This is a genomic window from Exiguobacterium sp. UBA3968, assembly GCF_002385115.1.
In the GTDB taxonomy this organism is placed as follows: Bacteria; Bacillota; Bacilli; order Exiguobacteriales; family Exiguobacteriaceae; genus Exiguobacterium_A.
On the sequence record NZ_DGCW01000004.1, the window covers coordinates 117,404 to 134,554 of the forward strand.

General features: G+C 46.0%; 21 protein-coding genes. 12 read left to right on the forward strand and 9 right to left on the reverse strand.

All coding sequences use genetic code 11. The annotated features are described in order from the left end of the window. Positions 1 to 73 precede the first annotated feature (73 nt). Both B3S86_RS00765 and B3S86_RS00770 read left to right on the forward strand, forming a co-directional pair. Positions 74 to 1,381: a DUF262 domain-containing protein gene (locus tag B3S86_RS00765; protein WP_290748138.1), complete on the forward strand. Its 1,308-nt coding sequence runs from the start codon at positions 74 to 76 to the stop codon at positions 1,379 to 1,381. Position 1,382: 1 nt separating this feature from the next. Then, positions 1,383 to 3,215: a DUF262 domain-containing protein gene (locus tag B3S86_RS00770; RefSeq protein ID WP_290748141.1), complete on the forward strand. Its 1,833-nt coding sequence runs from the start codon at positions 1,383 to 1,385 to the stop codon at positions 3,213 to 3,215. 194 nt (positions 3,216 to 3,409) lie between these two features. Here B3S86_RS00770 and B3S86_RS00775 read toward each other — a convergent pair whose 3' ends face one another. The 3 genes from B3S86_RS00775 to B3S86_RS00785 are packed head-to-tail and all read right to left on the reverse strand — an operon-like array spanning position 3,410 to position 6,594. Beyond that, positions 3,410 to 3,907, reverse strand: a complete 498-nt coding sequence (locus tag B3S86_RS00775) for a type II toxin-antitoxin system HicB family antitoxin (protein WP_290748144.1) — start codon at positions 3,905 to 3,907, stop codon at positions 3,410 to 3,412. Between the two features lie 54 nt (positions 3,908 to 3,961). Then, complete coding sequence (locus B3S86_RS00780) at positions 3,962 to 6,274, reverse strand: DEAD/DEAH box helicase family protein (protein WP_290748147.1); 2,313 nt, start codon at positions 6,272 to 6,274, stop codon at positions 3,962 to 3,964. Beyond that, entirely contained in the window at positions 6,271 to 6,594 is a 324-nt protein-coding gene (locus tag B3S86_RS00785; RefSeq protein WP_290748150.1) for a nucleoside triphosphate pyrophosphohydrolase, read from the reverse strand. The genes B3S86_RS00780 and B3S86_RS00785 overlap by 4 nt, the downstream gene beginning before the upstream one ends. 89 nt (positions 6,595 to 6,683) lie before the next feature. Between B3S86_RS00785 and B3S86_RS00790 the strand changes: the two genes are divergently transcribed. Next, on the forward strand, positions 6,684 to 7,073 hold the full coding sequence (locus B3S86_RS00790; protein ID WP_290748153.1) for a RidA family protein: 390 nt from the start codon (positions 6,684 to 6,686) through the stop codon (positions 7,071 to 7,073). Positions 7,074 to 7,128: 55 nt separating this feature from the next. Here the strand turns inward: B3S86_RS00790 and B3S86_RS00795 are convergent, their stop codons facing one another. Continuing rightward, positions 7,129 to 7,491: a hypothetical protein gene (locus B3S86_RS00795; RefSeq protein ID WP_290748156.1), complete on the reverse strand. Its 363-nt coding sequence runs from the start codon at positions 7,489 to 7,491 to the stop codon at positions 7,129 to 7,131. Beyond that, complete coding sequence (locus tag B3S86_RS00800) at positions 7,488 to 7,925, reverse strand: hypothetical protein (protein ID WP_290748159.1); 438 nt, start codon at positions 7,923 to 7,925, stop codon at positions 7,488 to 7,490. Before B3S86_RS00800 ends, B3S86_RS00795 begins: the two co-directional genes overlap by 4 nt. Positions 7,926 to 8,074: 149 nt before the next feature. Here B3S86_RS00800 and B3S86_RS00805 point away from each other — a divergent pair, with 149 nt between their 5' ends. The 6 genes from B3S86_RS00805 to B3S86_RS00830 all read left to right on the forward strand — a co-directional run bounded on the left by B3S86_RS00805 (position 8,075) and on the right by B3S86_RS00830 (position 12,902). Next, positions 8,075 to 8,755: an ABC transporter ATP-binding protein gene (locus B3S86_RS00805; RefSeq protein WP_290748162.1), complete on the forward strand. Its 681-nt coding sequence runs from the start codon at positions 8,075 to 8,077 to the stop codon at positions 8,753 to 8,755. Next, entirely contained in the window at positions 8,748 to 9,746 is a 999-nt protein-coding gene (locus B3S86_RS00810; RefSeq protein ID WP_290748165.1) for an ABC transporter permease, read from the forward strand. Before B3S86_RS00805 ends, B3S86_RS00810 begins: the two co-directional genes overlap by 8 nt. Before the next feature lie 47 nt (positions 9,747 to 9,793). Next, the gene (locus tag B3S86_RS00815) at positions 9,794 to 10,444 is read left to right on the forward strand and encodes a Type 1 glutamine amidotransferase-like domain-containing protein (RefSeq protein WP_290748168.1); all 651 of its coding nucleotides are present in this window, start codon (positions 9,794 to 9,796) and stop codon (positions 10,442 to 10,444) included. Beyond that, entirely contained in the window at positions 10,441 to 10,845 is a 405-nt protein-coding gene (locus B3S86_RS00820; RefSeq protein ID WP_056063969.1) for an NUDIX hydrolase, read from the forward strand. The genes B3S86_RS00815 and B3S86_RS00820 overlap by 4 nt, the downstream gene beginning before the upstream one ends. Positions 10,846 to 10,988: 143 nt before the next feature. Then, the gene (locus tag B3S86_RS00825) at positions 10,989 to 11,165 is read left to right on the forward strand and encodes a hypothetical protein (RefSeq protein WP_023466867.1); all 177 of its coding nucleotides are present in this window, start codon (positions 10,989 to 10,991) and stop codon (positions 11,163 to 11,165) included. 87 nt (positions 11,166 to 11,252) lie between these two features. Then, positions 11,253 to 12,902: a methyl-accepting chemotaxis protein gene (locus B3S86_RS00830; protein ID WP_290748173.1), complete on the forward strand. Its 1,650-nt coding sequence runs from the start codon at positions 11,253 to 11,255 to the stop codon at positions 12,900 to 12,902. Between the two features lie 47 nt (positions 12,903 to 12,949). Here B3S86_RS00830 and B3S86_RS00835 read toward each other — a convergent pair whose 3' ends face one another. After that, positions 12,950 to 13,477 (reverse strand): NUMOD4 domain-containing protein, encoded by a 528-nt coding sequence (locus B3S86_RS00835; RefSeq protein WP_052019130.1) that lies wholly within the window; start codon positions 13,475 to 13,477, stop codon positions 12,950 to 12,952. Between the two features lie 132 nt (positions 13,478 to 13,609). Between B3S86_RS00835 and B3S86_RS00840 the strand changes: the two genes are divergently transcribed. Continuing rightward, positions 13,610 to 14,188 (forward strand): AAA family ATPase, encoded by a 579-nt coding sequence (locus B3S86_RS00840; RefSeq protein ID WP_290748180.1) that lies wholly within the window; start codon positions 13,610 to 13,612, stop codon positions 14,186 to 14,188. 37 nt (positions 14,189 to 14,225) lie between these two features. Here B3S86_RS00840 and B3S86_RS00845 read toward each other — a convergent pair whose 3' ends face one another. From B3S86_RS00845 to B3S86_RS00855, 3 genes are read right to left on the reverse strand one after another with little or no spacing between them, the layout of a single operon-like run. Then, positions 14,226 to 14,567, reverse strand: a complete 342-nt coding sequence (locus B3S86_RS00845) for a GNAT family N-acetyltransferase (protein ID WP_290748183.1) — start codon at positions 14,565 to 14,567, stop codon at positions 14,226 to 14,228. Further along, on the reverse strand, positions 14,568 to 15,614 hold the full coding sequence (locus tag B3S86_RS00850) for a DNA alkylation repair protein (RefSeq protein WP_290748186.1): 1,047 nt from the start codon (positions 15,612 to 15,614) through the stop codon (positions 14,568 to 14,570). After that, entirely contained in the window at positions 15,611 to 16,654 is a 1,044-nt protein-coding gene (locus tag B3S86_RS00855; protein WP_290748188.1) for a bifunctional transcriptional activator/DNA repair enzyme AdaA, read from the reverse strand. Before B3S86_RS00855 ends, B3S86_RS00850 begins: the two co-directional genes overlap by 4 nt. A gap of 162 nt (positions 16,655 to 16,816) precedes the next feature. On the opposite strand from B3S86_RS00855, the gene B3S86_RS00860 reads away from it, so the two are divergent. Further along, a complete protein-coding gene (locus tag B3S86_RS00860) occupies positions 16,817 to 16,954 on the forward strand; it encodes a hypothetical protein (RefSeq protein ID WP_290748191.1) in 138 nt (45 codons plus the stop codon). Beyond that, positions 16,955 to 17,116, forward strand: coding sequence for an ATP-binding protein (locus B3S86_RS15380; RefSeq protein ID WP_313533213.1), 162 nt, complete (start codon positions 16,955 to 16,957; stop codon positions 17,114 to 17,116). Positions 17,117 to 17,151: the final 35 nt, after the last annotated feature.

The window sequence follows — 17,151 nt, forward strand, 5'->3', positions numbered from 1 at the left end:
CATAAAATAATAAAAAAGCGGTATATATGTAAAAAATAGGTATAATTAAAAGAAAAAATAAAGGAGACTCTTAATGGCTGTACTAACAAACGAGCTAGAAATACTTCCATTACGTGATTTGTTCAACATTCCTCTCCGTGTTCCTTCGTATCAACGACCTTATAAATGGAGTGCACGCTCAACCAATCTTTTGTTCATCGATACTTATGAAGCATTTCAAAATGATTTAGAGGAATATCGTCTTGGGTCTGTCATTCTTCAAAAAGATCAAAGCAATACATACAATATCGTTGACGGTCAACAACGACTCACTACACTTTCGATATTACTTTATTGTCTAGGTGATACAGATCAATCATTATTGCAAGAAGAGTATTCCGAACTATCTACAAATGCAATACTGACGAATCACAGCGTTCTCTCTAGAAAAACTAATGAGTTAAACCCTGATGAACAAACTCGCTTTAAAAATTATCTTTTAGAAAAATGCACAACTGTTCAAATCGTCACAGATAAGGAACAAGAAGCTTTTCAATTTTTTGATTCTCAAAATTCACGAGGAAAAGCGTTAGCCCCTCATGATCTCCTCAAATCTTATCACCTTCGTGAAATGACAGCCGAAGATGAGTCACAAAAGGTAAATGTCATTAGTCGCTGGGAGGCTGTCAATCAAGAGGATTTGAGTAACCTATTTAAAAACTACTTATATCCGTTAACTCAATGGTATAAAGGAAAACATGGTCTCGGTTATTCCTCGAGTAAAATTGATGCTTTCAAGGGAATCGACGCCACCCACGTCTACAATTATGCGTTATACCATAAAGCTAGTAATTTATTCATAGAACAATTTAATAAAAATGGTCATCATGAACTGCTCGCTTCAAATTCTTTGAATCAGTTCCAACTGACACAACCGTTAGTTGCCGGAAAGCGTTTTTTCGACTATATCCTTCATTATGGACAGCTACTAGAACAAATCCAGAAGCTCATTAAGTCCTATGCAGAACACAAAAACCAAATGCCACGTAAAGGAACCGGTGATACTTACATCATGCAATTGTTTGAATGCTCATTGCTATTTTTTGCTGATCGTTTTGGGATTGAAAGCTTGAATAAATCGGTACTCGATTACTTTTATACTTGGAGTTACTCTCTCCGATTAGTCATGAATGCTGTCTATCAAGAAACGACTAACAAGTACGCAAAAGGTAAGCATGAACGTCTCAACGAGGGATTCGATATTTTCACGATTATCAGTGAAATGAATACACCGGCAGAATTAGATTTATATGTACTAGAACAACCAATCGTTAATTCAAATAACAAAGAGAATTATCAAGCAGTGTATGACAAACTCTATCACTTGAATGGATGGTGCTAATATGACCGATAATCTAAAAGTCATACCAGCAGCAAATGTATTCGCAAATACTAATTATTCAGTTCCGATTTATCAGCGGAATTATGCTTGGAACGAACTTCAAATCCTCCAGTTGATCGAGGATATTGATAGCGCCATTCTTAATGATGAAGACCGTACATATTTCCTCGGAAATCTAATCGTCAATCAGACTGACAATAACGTCTACGAAGTCATTGACGGTCAACAACGTTTAACGACGTTGTATTTACTCGAACGCTATCTGAAGTTTTCTTTTTCAAAAGACGCCCTTCGTTTCGAAGCGCGTGATACATCAAATCGTACACTCGCTCACCTTAGTGATTGTAAGGTCCACACATTACCAGAAGAATTAGCTTCGGCTGAAATTTTAAATGGTTATCATATCATTCAAAATTACTTCGAAACGAATCCAATCAATAAAGAAAAATTTTCTAAAAAACTAGAATCCGTATTTTTGATTCGAGTCCAAGTTCCAAAAAATATTAATTTAAATCATTACTTCGAGATTATGAATACGCGTGGCGAGCAATTAGAACTTCACGAAATCGTAAAAGCAAAATTACTCGAAGTGCTTAAAACCGATCAGGATAAGCACATTGGCTCAATGATTTGGGAAACTTGTTCAAATATGAATTCTTACGTACAAATGAATTTTAATCCAAATCACAGAAGGATCCTCTTCACCCATAATTGGAGTAGTCTTCAATCTAAAATTGAGAGTTTTGATACGATCGTTGATCAAATCGATAACGAAAAGAACATCTCACAATCTAAAAAATCGTTACTTGCTATTCTAGATAGCAGCAAAACACCAGACACGAAGAGCAAAGAACTTGAAGACGAAAATGAACGGTTCGAATCAACCATCTCTTTTCCTGATTTCTTACTACAGGTGAATGCTGTCTTAAAAGATTCTCACTCAAGCGCTAGTCTAGACGACAAACACTTTCTCCAAACTTTAAAATGGTCTTGGACAAGCCCTGACAATGCCAAGCACTTTTTGTTCACTTTGTTGAAATGTCGTGTCTTGTATGACAAATACATTGTAAAACGTGAATTCGTCAAAGATTATAAAGAAACAGGCAAGTGGTCTTTGCAAAGGTTAGAAAAGTACCGGGATACAAAAAGAAAAAGTGATAAACCAGCGTATGTTAGAACATTGAAACGTGAAAAGCAGAATCAAAAATTAAGAATGCTTCAATCTTGTTTGCGTATCACCTACACTTCTCCGAAAACCATGCACTGGATATCACTAGTCCTTTCTGAATTACTAGATGATGAATCAACGGATCTCATTGAATTACTCGAGCAGTACTGCTGTGAGAAAGTCAGCGAATCTAATTATGAAACGAAATCAGGGTTTAAAATAGAACGAATCGTTTTTTCTTATCTAGATTATTTAATCTTTCGTGATGGCTACTCATATAAGAACAAACAACTCGTATTTCCATTAAATGATGACTGGCAGTTCCAGTTCAGAAATTCCATCGAGCACTTCTATCCACAACATCCGATTGACGGAATGAAATGGGATGACCGTGATTTGCATAGCTTAGGTAACCTAGCGTTAGTAACGATTTCCGGAAACTCGAAATTCTCGAATTTATCTCCGCTCAGTAAAATTGACTCTTATCCAAATCTAATTAAACAGAGTCTAAAACTAGCGATTATGCAGACTATAACGATATCTAGTGAAGAGAAGTGGACGACAGAAAAAGCAAATGAGCATCAAATAGAGATGACGACTATTTTGAATAAAGATTTAGCGAAATATGCTAGTGTATCATCTTCAATATTGCAGGTAACACCTTAAAAGAAATAAAAAAACTTTCCGATAAAAAATACGGAAAGTCTTTTTTATATTTCCTTACACAATAATAGAATTTCCGTTAAAAATAGCGTTCTTCTACCTTCATTACAGATTATTAATTCACTATTTTTTCTAGATGAATTTTTTATTTAATTTATGAAGCGAGTAATCATATCTTTATTCATCTTATATTAGTGTCATTTTACGACCCGCCCTGTATAAAACACCTCATCTTCATCCATATCATAATCACCTAGAGAAATGATTGTTCCTCCTGCATCCAGTACGCGAGTAATAGACTCCATCAAAAATTTACTATCTAAGCCAATCTCAACGTCTTTATTTCTCGCATCCACATACTTCAATAAATAAGAGTCTGGTGTCGATAATTTTGAATCGGGTCGCGGTTCTACATCCACTTCAATCAATTCGACGTGAACTTCTTTTGAATCATTAAGATTTAACTGCTGTAATGTAGATGGATTATTAAACGTTTCCCCATGCGTCAACATACTCTCTAACATTAATTCTAAAACATCTTTCGCCATGAAAAGTGCATGTTCATACGTCTCTCCATACGTAAATACATTATTTAAATCTGGAAAAGAAACATCGTATCCATCATTACCTTCATCACTAAACCCTTCATCTTCTTCTATTTTTGTCAGTACTGCATAATACTTATATATCGCCATTTATGTTCTCTCCCTTGCTTCTTGTTATATTCAGCTCATAGCGTGTCTAATCCATTAATTCAAAAAATACATGTGTAATCGGAAATGAATTATGTCTTTTATGACGTTAAATAGTTCCCGTCCTGATGTTTGGCTTGCGATTGATAACACGTCGCCATCAAATGTAAATGGCTTCCCCATCTTCGGAAAAGGCATCTTCTTCAATAACCGTTCTACTTTTAATGAATCAAATGGTCCTTTTAACTCCGCCGTTTGCGCATCCTTCAATTCCCGATACTTCTCCGCATGCAAATACTCATAAAAGAACGGCGCGACTTCTTCGGCCGTAATCGGCTCCATCCAGCGCTCTTCTCCCCGCTCCAGCATCGCTAACAAAACAATCATCTTATAACTTCGGTTCATGATCGTCTTTTCGACCTGCTCAATCAATTCTCGATTTGCATCGTATGCCTCGATCTCTTCGTCAGATAACTCTTGATGCTCCTTCAAGAACCCAACATAAGAACCCCACTCTTGTTTATAACCTTGTGGAACTGCCGCATATTCGCCGATTTCAACATACGATAGTCGACGACCGAGTTCGTATTTGATTTGCTCATATTGCTCGATTAGTCGTAACTTCCGCTGACTTGGTTGCCGGAGTCGATGAATCAATTCCAGTGCACGCGTATCGAACTCAATCACACAGCCGGGTGGTGACGTAATTGGTTCTGTCTCCCCACGCTTGAACGATTCTTTCATCGTTCCAAGTAGTTTCAGTTTCGTCTCGACGTTACGATAGTTCCCGATCAAATCGATGATGACGCAGTGCGATTTATCTTGCGCTAAGCGTAAACCGCGTCCAATTTGTTGCGTATAGATAGCGACGGATTCAGTTGGACGACAGAAAAGGAGTGTATCGACTTTCGGAATATCGACACCTTCGTTGAACAAATCAACCGTAAAGAGGACGTCAATTTCGCCTTGTTCGAATGCTTGCATGTACTTTGTGCGATTGGTCGTCTGCCCAGTCAGTGCAAATGCCGTCGTTCCTTTTTCCCGGAATACTTGCGCCAGATATTCCGCCTGCTTGATCGACGAACAAAAACCAATCGTCTTCGTTTGACGACGTTTCTCCCATGAATGATAGATATTATCCGCGACCTCACGATCAAGTTGTCGATGCTCGAGCTGCGACGCATCATATGTCCGACCGATTCGTCGAATCTGAGAATAGTCAATCGTGTCATGAATACCGTAATAATGAAACGGTGTCAAAAAGCCTTCAGCAATCGCTGCTGTGAAATGCATCTGGAAAGCAACGTTATGATGACAGATCGCATAGACATCTGCACCGTCCATGCGATCTGGTGTCGCCGTCAGACCAAGTAAGAAACGAGGCGTGAAGTGATCAATGATTTTCCGGTAACTCGTTGCTGCCGCGTGATGGAACTCGTCAACAATGATGAGATCAAACTGATCCGTTGCAAAACGGTCCAAGTGACGCTTTTGCGCCAACGTCTGGACGGAAGCGAAGACGATCTCTGTCGTCTCTGTGACGGTCCGGTCACTACCGATGTAAAAGCCGGTCTGCCACGCCGGATTGACTTTTTGAAACGAACGCTCTGCTTGCAGTAATAGTTCTTTTTGATGTGCCAGGAACAGGACTCGTGTAAAGTCTCTCGTAAAGAACGCACTGAGGTAGGTCTTCCCTAGTCCAGTCGCAAGCACCGCCAACGCCCGTGTCCGCCCTTCTTCCATCGTTTCCCGTAACGCGCGGAGTGCTTCTTCCTGCACTCGGTGCGGCAGGATTTCTGGCGCGACGACAACTGTTCCTTCGTTATACTCGACTTCTGGTTCCGCGACATATTGCCGTGCCGCGTACTCTTGACGATAAGCATCTAAGACAACCGGATTCAGTTCTTCTGCCGATTCGCTGAGATAAAGGTCCATGAAGGCATCAATCGCATCATCAAGAATCTGTGGAGCGACAGCTTGTGGTAGATGAACGTTCCATTCGATACCGGACCGAAGCGCACTGTTCGAGATGTTCGACGAACCGACGATTGATAAGCCAGTCTCTGCGTTTCGAAACAGATATGCTTTCGGATGGAACGAGCGTCCTCCTGACCGATAAAAGCGAACTGACAACCCATCAAGCGCAAGCAACTGCGCCAATGCTTCTGGATCGGTGATATGTAGATAATCGCCAATCAACAGCCGAATCTCGGCTCCTCGTTGCAAAGCACGACGAAACGCCGGGACGAGTAAAGCGACGCCTGACTTCTGAGCAAACGCTGCGACGATATAGACTTCCTCTGCCTGATCAATGGCATCGACGAGTGAGTCATATAAGTGATGCGTCGTCAGCTTCGCTTCCGGGATCAATCCTCGACCTCGATCAGGTAGAGGCGTTCTTCGAAGCCGCCGCGCTGTTGCTGTTTCTTCTGTCGGACGGCTTCCAGTTCCTCGACTGTCACGCCATGTGTCTTCGCTAACGCTTGGATCAGCTCTAGTAAATCAGCTAACTCCTCGACAGCGTCTGCGTCCGTCGTTGCTTCCTCGTATTCAGCGAGTTCTTCATGCAATTTCTTTTTCGCTTCCACTAGGAATTTATGTTCGTCCAGCGTTTGGAACGTCGCTTTTTTCCCGTTTTGGTCGATGATATTTGGAATCGCGTCTCGAACTAATTTATGATAAAGTGGCATATCAATTCACTCCTTTGAAGGGTTGAGGGATATCCGAGTCGAATCACTCGGTGTCGTACATATGTATTTTATAAGAGGAGGTTCTTTTCATGTCTACATTCAAACAAATCGACACACCGAACGCCCCTGCTGCAATCGGTCCATATTCACAAGGCTTCATCGCAAACGGAACACTCTATGCTTCCGGTCAAATCCCGATTGATCCGGCAACGAGTGAACTCGTACCAGGTGGTATCACGGAGCAGACGGAACAAGTCATGCGAAACGTCGATGCCATCCTGAAAGAAGCAGGACTGACACCTAACCGCGTCGTCAAGACGACATGCTACTTAACAAGCATGGAACACTTCGCTTCTTTTAATACGATCTACTCCGATTACTTCGCACCACATGATCACTTCCCAGCACGTTCTTGTATCGCTGTGAGGGAACTACCAAAAGGTGCATTGGTCGAAGTCGAGATCTTAGGACTCGTGTAATCTGATCGCTACGCACTCGTTGCGTAGCGTTTTTTCTACTTAGAGTGACTACATACTATCTGGCCTCTTCACCTAACTCTTTTTTCATGACTTTGTTTTGAATCGCATTCATCACCATTGGTATTTGTACGACCAGATTCAAGACACTCACTCCAAGAACCAGTTGATTGACTGTCAATGGATTGAAGTATCCTTCGCCGTATCCTTCCCCTACACTGAGTGCAATCGCGTACGAAATTACAAACGAAGCCATGTTGCCGATGACGATGTATTTCGGTTTCCCACTCCGCGCAAGTGAATACGACAGAACACCAAGTCCAAATAAAAATAAGGCATACCCTAGTATCGAACCCTCTTTCCAGTCGAGGTAAGGTCCAAGCCAAGCAAACGGAATCAAGTACAATAGTGCTCGTTTCATTGTTCATCCTCCCCTTCTTCGTCTTCTCGGTTACTCCCGGCATCATAGTAACCGTATAAGAGTTCCCGAATCATCTCCCACCCTGGTGGAAACACATTTGAACGTGACACTTTTTCTATACCGTGTTCTGTCGTCACATGAATTTCCCAATCCGTTCCGTCCATAATCGTAAGACTTTCAGGATCTGAGTATTCCCGCCATTTCTCGGCATCGAACAAATCTGACCACATGTCGATCAAATAGATATCCTCTTCCGTCAGTTTTATAAGTAACGGATCCATTTCGTCAGGTAAAATTAATCCATGAGGAATCCATGGTGCTAATACTTCTTCCTCATCTTCCGCACGAACCGTTCGAGTTGCACGGTGCCACCAAAACGTCTGTCCTCTTCCCATGCCGGACTCTCGGAAATAAATTCGTTCGACTGTTTGCATCGTGATCATCCTCCAAAATTGATATTTCCATTATAGCCCATTTGATATTATTAACCTGTTACATTTTTTACTACGGTTCTGCTGATTTCTGTGACTGTGAAACATTTTCCTCCTTATATCAGTAGATGTAGTGAAAGGAGATGTTTCATATGCATGTATCCATTCACCAAGCTGGTTATGACGTCGGTCAGCCCGTCTTACAAGAGATCGCGTTTGCTTTACAGCCTGGATCCATCACCGGTTTGATCGGTACGAACGGTGCAGGAAAAAGTACGACGATTCAAGCCATGTTCGGTACGCTGCCATGGGTCGAAGGAGAGATCGATTTACCGGCCTCACTCGCCTATATTCCGGAACAGCCGACCTATTACGAATATTTGACGCTCGCCGAGCACCTTGAGCTGGTCGCCTCACTTCACGAGACAGATCACGCCTACACGGAACGACTCTTAAAGACATTCGAACTGCATGCCGTCACAGGTGACTATGTATCCTCTTTCTCTAAAGGAATGAAACAGAAGGTGATGCTCGTCTGTGCCTTGATGCAACGCGCAGACTGCTTGATCATCGATGAACCGTTCGTTGGTCTCGACGCGGTCGCAACGATTCGGTTGTTGCATTTACTTGAAGCAGAACGAACGCGTGGCGTGGCGATTCTGCTCGTCACTCATGTCCTCGATTCAGCGGAACGTCTGTGTGGCGATTTCGTCTGGATTGATCAGGGACGTATCAAACATCAAGGAACGCTCGCTCAAATCGGTGAAGCCGCTGGTCAGCCAGGTGCCCGCTTATTCGACATCATGGAAGCGATGGTGCTCGAGCATGATTGAAACCTTTCTGAAGCAACGGATCCGTCGACGTCACGCGGAACAGCGTCGCTTCTTTCGAGAAATCTTCGACTGGACGATCTTGCTGTATCTTGTCGTTCCAGTCGGTCTGTTCATCATCTATGAGACGGTTCAGATCTTAAGTGGTCAAGCGGACTGGGTTCAAACGGTTCCGATCGCTTGGATTTTACTCGGATGGATTCTATATGGATTCCTGCCCGCCTTTTACGCTTGGTTCGAACCAGCGGACCGTCTCTTCTTCAAACTGGTTCCTGGAGCAATCGTCCGAATGAAGCGGTATTCTGTTCGGTATCACTTCGTGCGGATTTTCTTATTAACGGCCGGCTTACATCTACTTTGTTTCCCGCTACATCACATCCGGTTTGACCAATCCAGTATCACCGTACTGCTGACTAGTCTCGCGCTTTCTTTACTCCAACCGTTCTTTAGCTTCTGGACATACCGGTTATCTGGGCAACTGTTCTTGCGAAAATGGAGCGGTCATCTCTTCCTGGCAGCAGGACGCATCTCCCTGTTGCTCCTGCTTTGGCTTCAACCGCATCCAGTCCTCTTCGTTGTCGCACTGGGTATGTTACTGTTCGGATCTCTTCATGTCCGGCACTGGTCACAGCGTGAGGACGGATTAACGGAGGATATCCTGTTGTCAATGAAACGACAGTCGAGTTTATCCGCGACCGTCCTTGAATTGAACGGTGCCTTACCGAAGCCGTCTCATCGAAAGCGACCCTTCCTTCATCTGCGACTATTCAAGAAAACGCATCAGCAACTCCCACTGATCACGTATCTGCGGGATCCGAGTAAGCGCCGCTTCTTGCTCCAGCTGTTCGCTGCAATGAACTACGGTCTTCTCGTCTTACCATGGATTGGACGCGGTCTCGTCATCACCTTCGTACTATTCGTTCTCTTTCAAGAACGGAAACAACATCACACGTGGTTCCGCAGACAATCATTCTACCAACATATTTCCAATTGATTGATTTCTGCTATACTTTTCTAATACATAGTTGGAGGGATGACTTCATGCGTACTCATTTATTCTTATTTGGAGGCGGTCCTCCATTTACACCGAATTTGCGAAAACGGTTTGCTGCATTAACAAATGGTGGTCCGGTCGCGATTCTGTATGTCCCACGTACTGGTAAGGACTGGGTGACCTACGCCTCGATTTATACGGAAGCGTTGCAGGAAGAGGGTATTTCGTCCTTCGTCCATCTACCACTGTCTGACGCGCCAACGGATGAACAGCTCGCGCAACTACAGCAATGTCAAGGGATCATCATCTCCGGTGGCGAGACAGAATTATATCAGCAATACTTGGTCGCGACACCGATTGGTGACATCATCCAGTCGCGTTTCGTAAACGGTGTTCCGGTCGCCGGCTTTTCTGCCGGTGCCCTCGTTTCGCCTGAACGGTGCGTGATTCCGGAGATTGACCAACGCGATAATCGACGCCTTCGCTTGCCTGGTCTTGCCCTGCTGAAAGACGCGGTCGTCTGTGTGCATTACGAGACGTGGGGTGAAGCCGCCCACCTCGTGCAATCCTTTACGGAAGAAGGCACGAGCCGTGCCTTCGGACTTGCCGACGCAAGCGGGATCTATCTGTGCGATCAGTACCTGATCGAAACAGAAGGAACCGATCCCGTCGTGTTATCGCGGAGTCCCGTCAGATGACGGCGATCGTCCCTGCTGTCAAAGGCATCATCATTCACGAGCAACGTCTCCTGATTGTCCGCCGGGCTGTCGCTGACTTCGGCGGCGGAACATGGGAATGTCCAGGTGGAAAGATCGACTTCGGTGAACTGCCGCTCGACAGCCTTGTTCGCGAGATAAAAGAAGAGACACAGTTGACGGTTACGCCAGAACGTCTACTCTATGCCTCTAGCTTCCTAACGCATCCCGATCGGCAAATCATTTTGTTGATGTACGTCTGCTCGACGAACCAGACGAGCGTTCAGTTATCCGCAGAACACGACGCTTATCTCTGGGCGGACGAAGAAATGATCCGTCAGTTGATCGCTCCAAATATTTTGGCTGATTTTGAGCGATATGATGTCTGGTCTCTCCTTAGTTGACCGTAATATACTGCCCTGTCCAATGCTCTCGTCAGACAAGACAGTATTTTTTTCATTACCGGACAGTTGTTGTGTTTTTAAAGTAACGAACAGGGAATCCCTTAAATATATCTATCGTATACATTATTAAGGGGGAATCTTTCATGGACCGTCAAGCCGAAAAACGAAAAAGTAAGATGCCGTTCTTCATCATTCTTGTCATTGCCATCTTTGTCATCGTTGCTGCTGCGTTGATCATTTATGTGACGTCTGAACCAAAAGAAGAGACACAAGCACTTATGACACATCTTGCGACTGTCCTTCCGATTTACGTGAACTAGATTCACAAGACCTTTACACAAGTCGTACAACGCCTTCATACATGTTGAGCTATCTCCTCCCGATAGGAATACGGGAGGAGATATTTTATGCCAAAGAAAAAACGATTACTGGCACAACAATTAAATGGATGGTTGATTCCGATCGTCGCCATCGGACTGATCGTGATCAGTGGTCTAAGCGTTTACGCGTCGTACCAACAATCCGTCGCAGCGACTGAGGAACGGCTGATGCGCGAATTAACGATGTTTGATGCGAACGTCCGGGCAACGTTTCTCGCATATCCGAATGACGCAACAGACCGTACGCGTGCCATTAAACGATTGCAACAGCAACAGCGAACCGACTTATCACGTGATGACTACACGACTCGCTTTCAAAGCCTGAACACGAGTGAGGCGTTCCGACCGTTGACACTCGACCCAGCAAAACGGAAACAACTACTACAGCATTTAAAAACAGCTCGTACATATGCCTTTTCAAATCAAGACCAGTTTCTTGTCGCGATGACGATTCCGGAACTTGATGACGTCATCTTGCTGACGACCGATCGCGATAAATTAATCGCTCCTGCTCGAGATTTAGCTTGGACACTTATCTGGGTGAGCGTAATCACACTTGTCAGCATCAGCCTCTTGATCCGCTGGCGAATTCAACGACAACTGGCACCGTTATCGAAACTCGCTCTACAGATTGAAGAAGCCCATGCAAAGCGATCGTATCGTCCGTTAACGCTTAAGACGACGACCTTTGAGTTACAACAGCTGACGTTTCAATACAATCAGTTGATGCAACAGATTGGGGATTTGACGGTCGAGATGCAACAAGCCAGTCAGGAACTTGAATCCGTCCAGCCTCACTTTTCATCGCATTTATCCGCGATGGATGAATCGGTGCAGGCCGTCTATGAAGTCGCCGGTTCCTTACTTGCGCAATCGACGCAGATGAATCAGACGATCATCGCCTCCACATGTTTGACTGCCCAAGGACACGATGCGTTAAGCGAAATGCAAACGACACTTCTGAACAGCCAACGTGCCGTAACTCGTTTTCAACAGACTGTTCAGACGAATCACACGACACTTGGGACATTACAACAAGAAAGCTACTTGCTGAAGGAACAATCCGCGACGACAGAGCAAATCTTGCAACAGACCTCACATCTACAGCAGCAGATGGACACCTCGATTTCCCACATCCAGCGTGTCGCTGAAGAGGCGCGCCGCCTATCGCTGAATGCGCTGATCGAGGCAACTCGTGCCGGCGAAGCCGGTCGTGGCTTCACGGTCGTGGCCAAGGAAGTCGAAAGACTAGCGATCGATATCCGGACGAGTACGGACCACATCCGTCAGGTCAATCAGACGTGGACGACAGGGCTCACTCAAGTCGAACAAGCGCTCTCGCAGATGACGGAACGGTTTCTCTCGACGTCACAACAGCTCGAAACCGCAACAGAGCACTTGCAACAGATGCTGACTGAAGCGACGACGATCGAGACGACACTGGGGACCGTTGAACACCAACGTCAAATCGTCGCAGAAGTCCAGTCGAATATGCAACAGCATCTACAATCTGTCCAAAAGTTGATGTCAGAGCTCTCGTCCTATAGCCAAGTACTCGGGGATCAAATGCAACACCACGTCATTCAGCAAACGGAATTGAAGACACATAGCGCGGTACTCGAGTCACGGATCAGTTCGTTGCAACAGACCGTTCGCTCGAGCGAATCGTCGTCTTAACAAAAAGAGCGCCTGCCATTCCTGGCAAGCGCTCTTTTCCTCTGTTCTCAGCCGATATAACGTGCTTCCTTTTTATCGATGATATTGCGAATCCGGTTCTCCGTCACCTGATACTGCTCCGCCAGTTGACGAATCGTCTTCCCTTTTTCATATTGGGCGCGAATCGCTCGAATCTGGAATGATGACAGTGTCACATGTTGTTCTAATAAGAGATCAAACTCACCAAGTAGTTCGGTATACTGCTGATCAAATGAAGGCAACACGTCCAAGTTCGACAACTGATCGTCAGCTCGTTTACCGTTGCGTCGGACGAGTCGCGCTTCCGTAACGTCAACCGTCAGAAAAGCTTGCGCAACGAGTAGACCGACCTGCACTCGTTCTCCTCGCCCCCGTTGATAGAGCGTGACTTTCCGATATCCTTCCCGATTGAGCCGCGGTCGGAGCAAGACACCTTTTCGTCGTTGCCGGACACCGCGACATGTCACGATCGTCCGATCAAGCGACCTGACGCGACCAAGCGATGAGACTTCATATATACCTACATAGCCGATGACGGCTTTCCATTGCTCTTGCATAGTTGTCCTCCTTCAGACAAGGACACGACGGGACTTCATACCTGAATTATATCAAATTACGAACAAACGTTCTAGTGATGTCACTCATCGGAATGTGCTATTCTTAGCAGAAAAAGGAAATGAGGTTCGTCCATGAAATTTGTCTTGTTACTTGGTCCCCAAGCAGTCGGAAAGATGACGATTGGTCAGGAAATCGAACGGTTGACGGAGATGAAAGTCTTCCATAACCACCAGACGATCGACTTGTTATTGCCTTACTTTGATTTCTCTGAACCCGCCCATCACCGCTTAAAAGATACGATTCGGCGCGAGATGTTCAAGGAAATGGCGAACAGTTCGCTTGAAGGTGTCCTGTTTACATTCCTCTGTCTATTCGGCGTCGAAGGTGGTGGTCTCGAGTTCATCGAAGAAACGGTTGAGTTGTTCGAACAAGCAGGTGCTGACGTCTATATCGTTGAACTGGATGCGCCGGTCGCGACCCGTCTGCACCGGAACACGACCGAAAACCGATTGACGCACAAAGTGACGAAGCGCGACCTCGCTGCTTCTGAACAAGACTTACGCGAGACGGCGGACGGATACCGGACACGCTCGCTACCAGGCGAATTGCCGGACGTCAATTACCTCTTTCTTGATACGGAACAGTTAAGTGCGCGTGAAAGCGCTGAAGCGATTTGCGAACATTTCAACTGGTCGAAAACAACGGTCTAATCACAAATAAGCCCCGTTCTGCTCAGCAGACGGGGCTTTAATGATGAAGTTCGCGTGCATATCGATTCGCCTGCAACTGAAATCCGTTCCGACGCCAGACCGTGTCACTGCCCGCTTCACTATAAACACGCGTCAGTAATAACGTCCGTGCGAGATAAGACAAAATCGACGTCAAGGCTTCCGTGATGTACCCGTGCCGATCGTCCTCATCAGTCGTCGTGTAACGTAAGGTTCCGGTGGATGCATTCCAAGTGAAGATAATCGTTCCGATGATCGTTTTCTCACGTATCGCATGTAGCGTCCACTTACAACCCGATTCTTCATCCGTTGCTTCGACAAATAATCGTGACGTTTTAAAATCCGGATGCCGTCCTTGCATTCAGCTCTCCTCCTCGACCTCAAACGTTGCTGTCGCGTAAGCCTCTCCATTAATCAAAATCGTCAATGTGTGTGTACCAGGATAATGGACACGCGTCGTCATGTTCCGAAACGATTGGCGTCTTTCGACTTGTAAGACACCTTTAACTTCCCGCTCCCGCAGTTGAAACACCTTCCGACTCGTTCTGCGTTGTTTGACGTAATCGATCGCGTACTCCAAGCGTAAACGTTGTGGAACAGAACTCGTCACGGTGAACGAGAAGTCGAGCTCTCCGCCAATCGTAACCGGCGAGACGACTAAATTTGTAATCTCGACCTCACCTTGCGTAACGTGACCGAACAATTGTAAGACTTCTGGATTTCCGCGTTTGAGTAACGTCCGGGAGGCGTGGCGCAAAATCCAGTCCGTGTTCGGATCTGTTGCTAAATGACGTTCGATCCGCTCAATCAGATATTCCGGATGTGTCTTTGAAATATCGTTCAAGTGATTGGCGACACTTTTTCGGACGTAGAGTGACGGATCCTGTAGTAACGCGTCAAGAACCGGTAACGCCGGTCGCGGATCAGCAATCAGACTCGGAATCGCTTGTCCCCATGGCAGACGCGGTCGTGTCCCTTCCGACGCTAAGCGCCGAACATGTTCATCGTCTGATGTTGCCCACATGAGTGCTTGCTCGAGATAACGCTCTTGATCAGCGAGTAGAAAACGCCGGACAGCGAACTCAGACGTCGAATACGGCGTCAATTTAACGAGTGTCTCTAACGCAAGCTTCCAGTCAACGAGTGTTGCTGTCCGTTCGACATACTCGGGAAAAACAATTCCCGGTAGTCCGGTAAACTGCGGTGCGAGTCGCTCTAGCTCCGGCACCGAGTCCGGAAACGGTGGCAGGACGGATTCTAGCGTCTCCGCAACACGACGGACGCGTTGTTTAAACGCAAGCTCGTCCCAGTCCTTGCGTTCGACTCGTCTGCGAAAGTCTGGTACGTCGACCGCTTCTTCTAATTCATCGAGCCAACTCGGTGAAAACACATCTTTAATCAAACTCATCCTATATCTAGTCCCTTCCGTGTACGCTCCAGTTTGAGCAATGTTTCCTTGCGTGCAAGTCCCCCAGCGTATCCACCTAAATCCCCGTTCGTTCGAATGACCCGATGACATGGAATGATGATTGCTAGTTGATTTGCTCCGTTTGCTCGTGCGACAGCGCGGACGGCGGTTGGTTGACCAATTCGGATTGCCAGTTCTTGATACGAGATCGTCTCGCCACTCGGAATCCGTTCAAGTTCTTCCCAGACGCGGCGTTGAAAGGGCGTTCCGTACCGCATCAGTGGCGTCTGAAACAAGACCGGTTCTCCTTTGAAGTAACGACGGAGCTCCCCTTCAATCTGTTTAAAGACGAGTGACTCCCCAGGCACGATGACAGCACGCGCTTTTTGACGCAATTGTTCAATTTCTCGCTCAAGTCCCCGTCGATCGACGAATTCAAGGAGATGCAAGTGTTGTTCATCCGCAATCGCAAGCATCGAACCGAGCGGTGTATCGAGCCATTTCGCGCGCAAGACCTGTCCGTCAAAACGAGACGGTGCTTCCCCGAGCATCCGTGCTGACGCTTCACGAAAACCACTGCTTGATTCATAGCCTCCTGCTAACTGCCCTTCGATGACCGGCTTCCCAGTCCGAATCTCTTTCATCGCTAACCCCATCCGCCGTGCCCGAGCATAGGCAACGAACGTCATCCCGAACCGTTTCTTGAACTGGCGCCGTGCTGTTGATTCGTCCAAACCAAGTGCTCGGAAATCAGCTTCTTTGAACCGTTTATCTGGTTCTGCCTCGACTGCTTCGATCAAACGTTGAACCGTACCGTGATCGCCTGGATAAGCGAGCGGATGACACCGCCGACACGGTCGATAGGAAGCGAGCAATGCCTCTTGCGCCGTCTCGAAAAACTCGCAGTTCTCCGCCTTCGGTTTTCGTGCCGGACATGTCGGGCGGCAAAAAATACCGGTCGTCTTGACCCCGACGAAAAACGTTCCTTCGTACGTCACGTCTCGTCGAACGAGTGCTTCATAATACGTGTGATGTTCCATCGCTTTCTCCTCCTTTGCCTTTAGTATAACGGCTTGTCCGGTTACGATGTCGCCGAAAATCAGGCATTGATCTGTTTAAGATTCAGTTAAGAATTCTCCTCCTGTTTTCGAAAGGGACGACGTGCATACTACATGCTATACTCAACGGAAAGTAGGGTTTTCATGTTTGATTTTTTTAAAGAAACACTTCACGGAATCGGTGATCTTCGGATTTCAATCAAAGAAGGAGCACAAGGCATCCAACTGATTTGCTCGAATGCGATTGAAACGATCTATACGCTAGAGGAACTAAACGCGTGACTGACGCCGTTCGGAACGTCTGACGCATCGCGTTCTTCCGGCGGTTCCGGTATTGGTCTGTCGATCGTTCAACAAATCATGGCGCGCCATCACGGAAGTGTCCAGCTCACTTCAGCAGACAACCGCTTTTCCGTCACGTGTCGTTTTCCGCGTCATTCGTAAGTCAGCATCCGATGCTCTCGTCGGGTGCTTTTTTG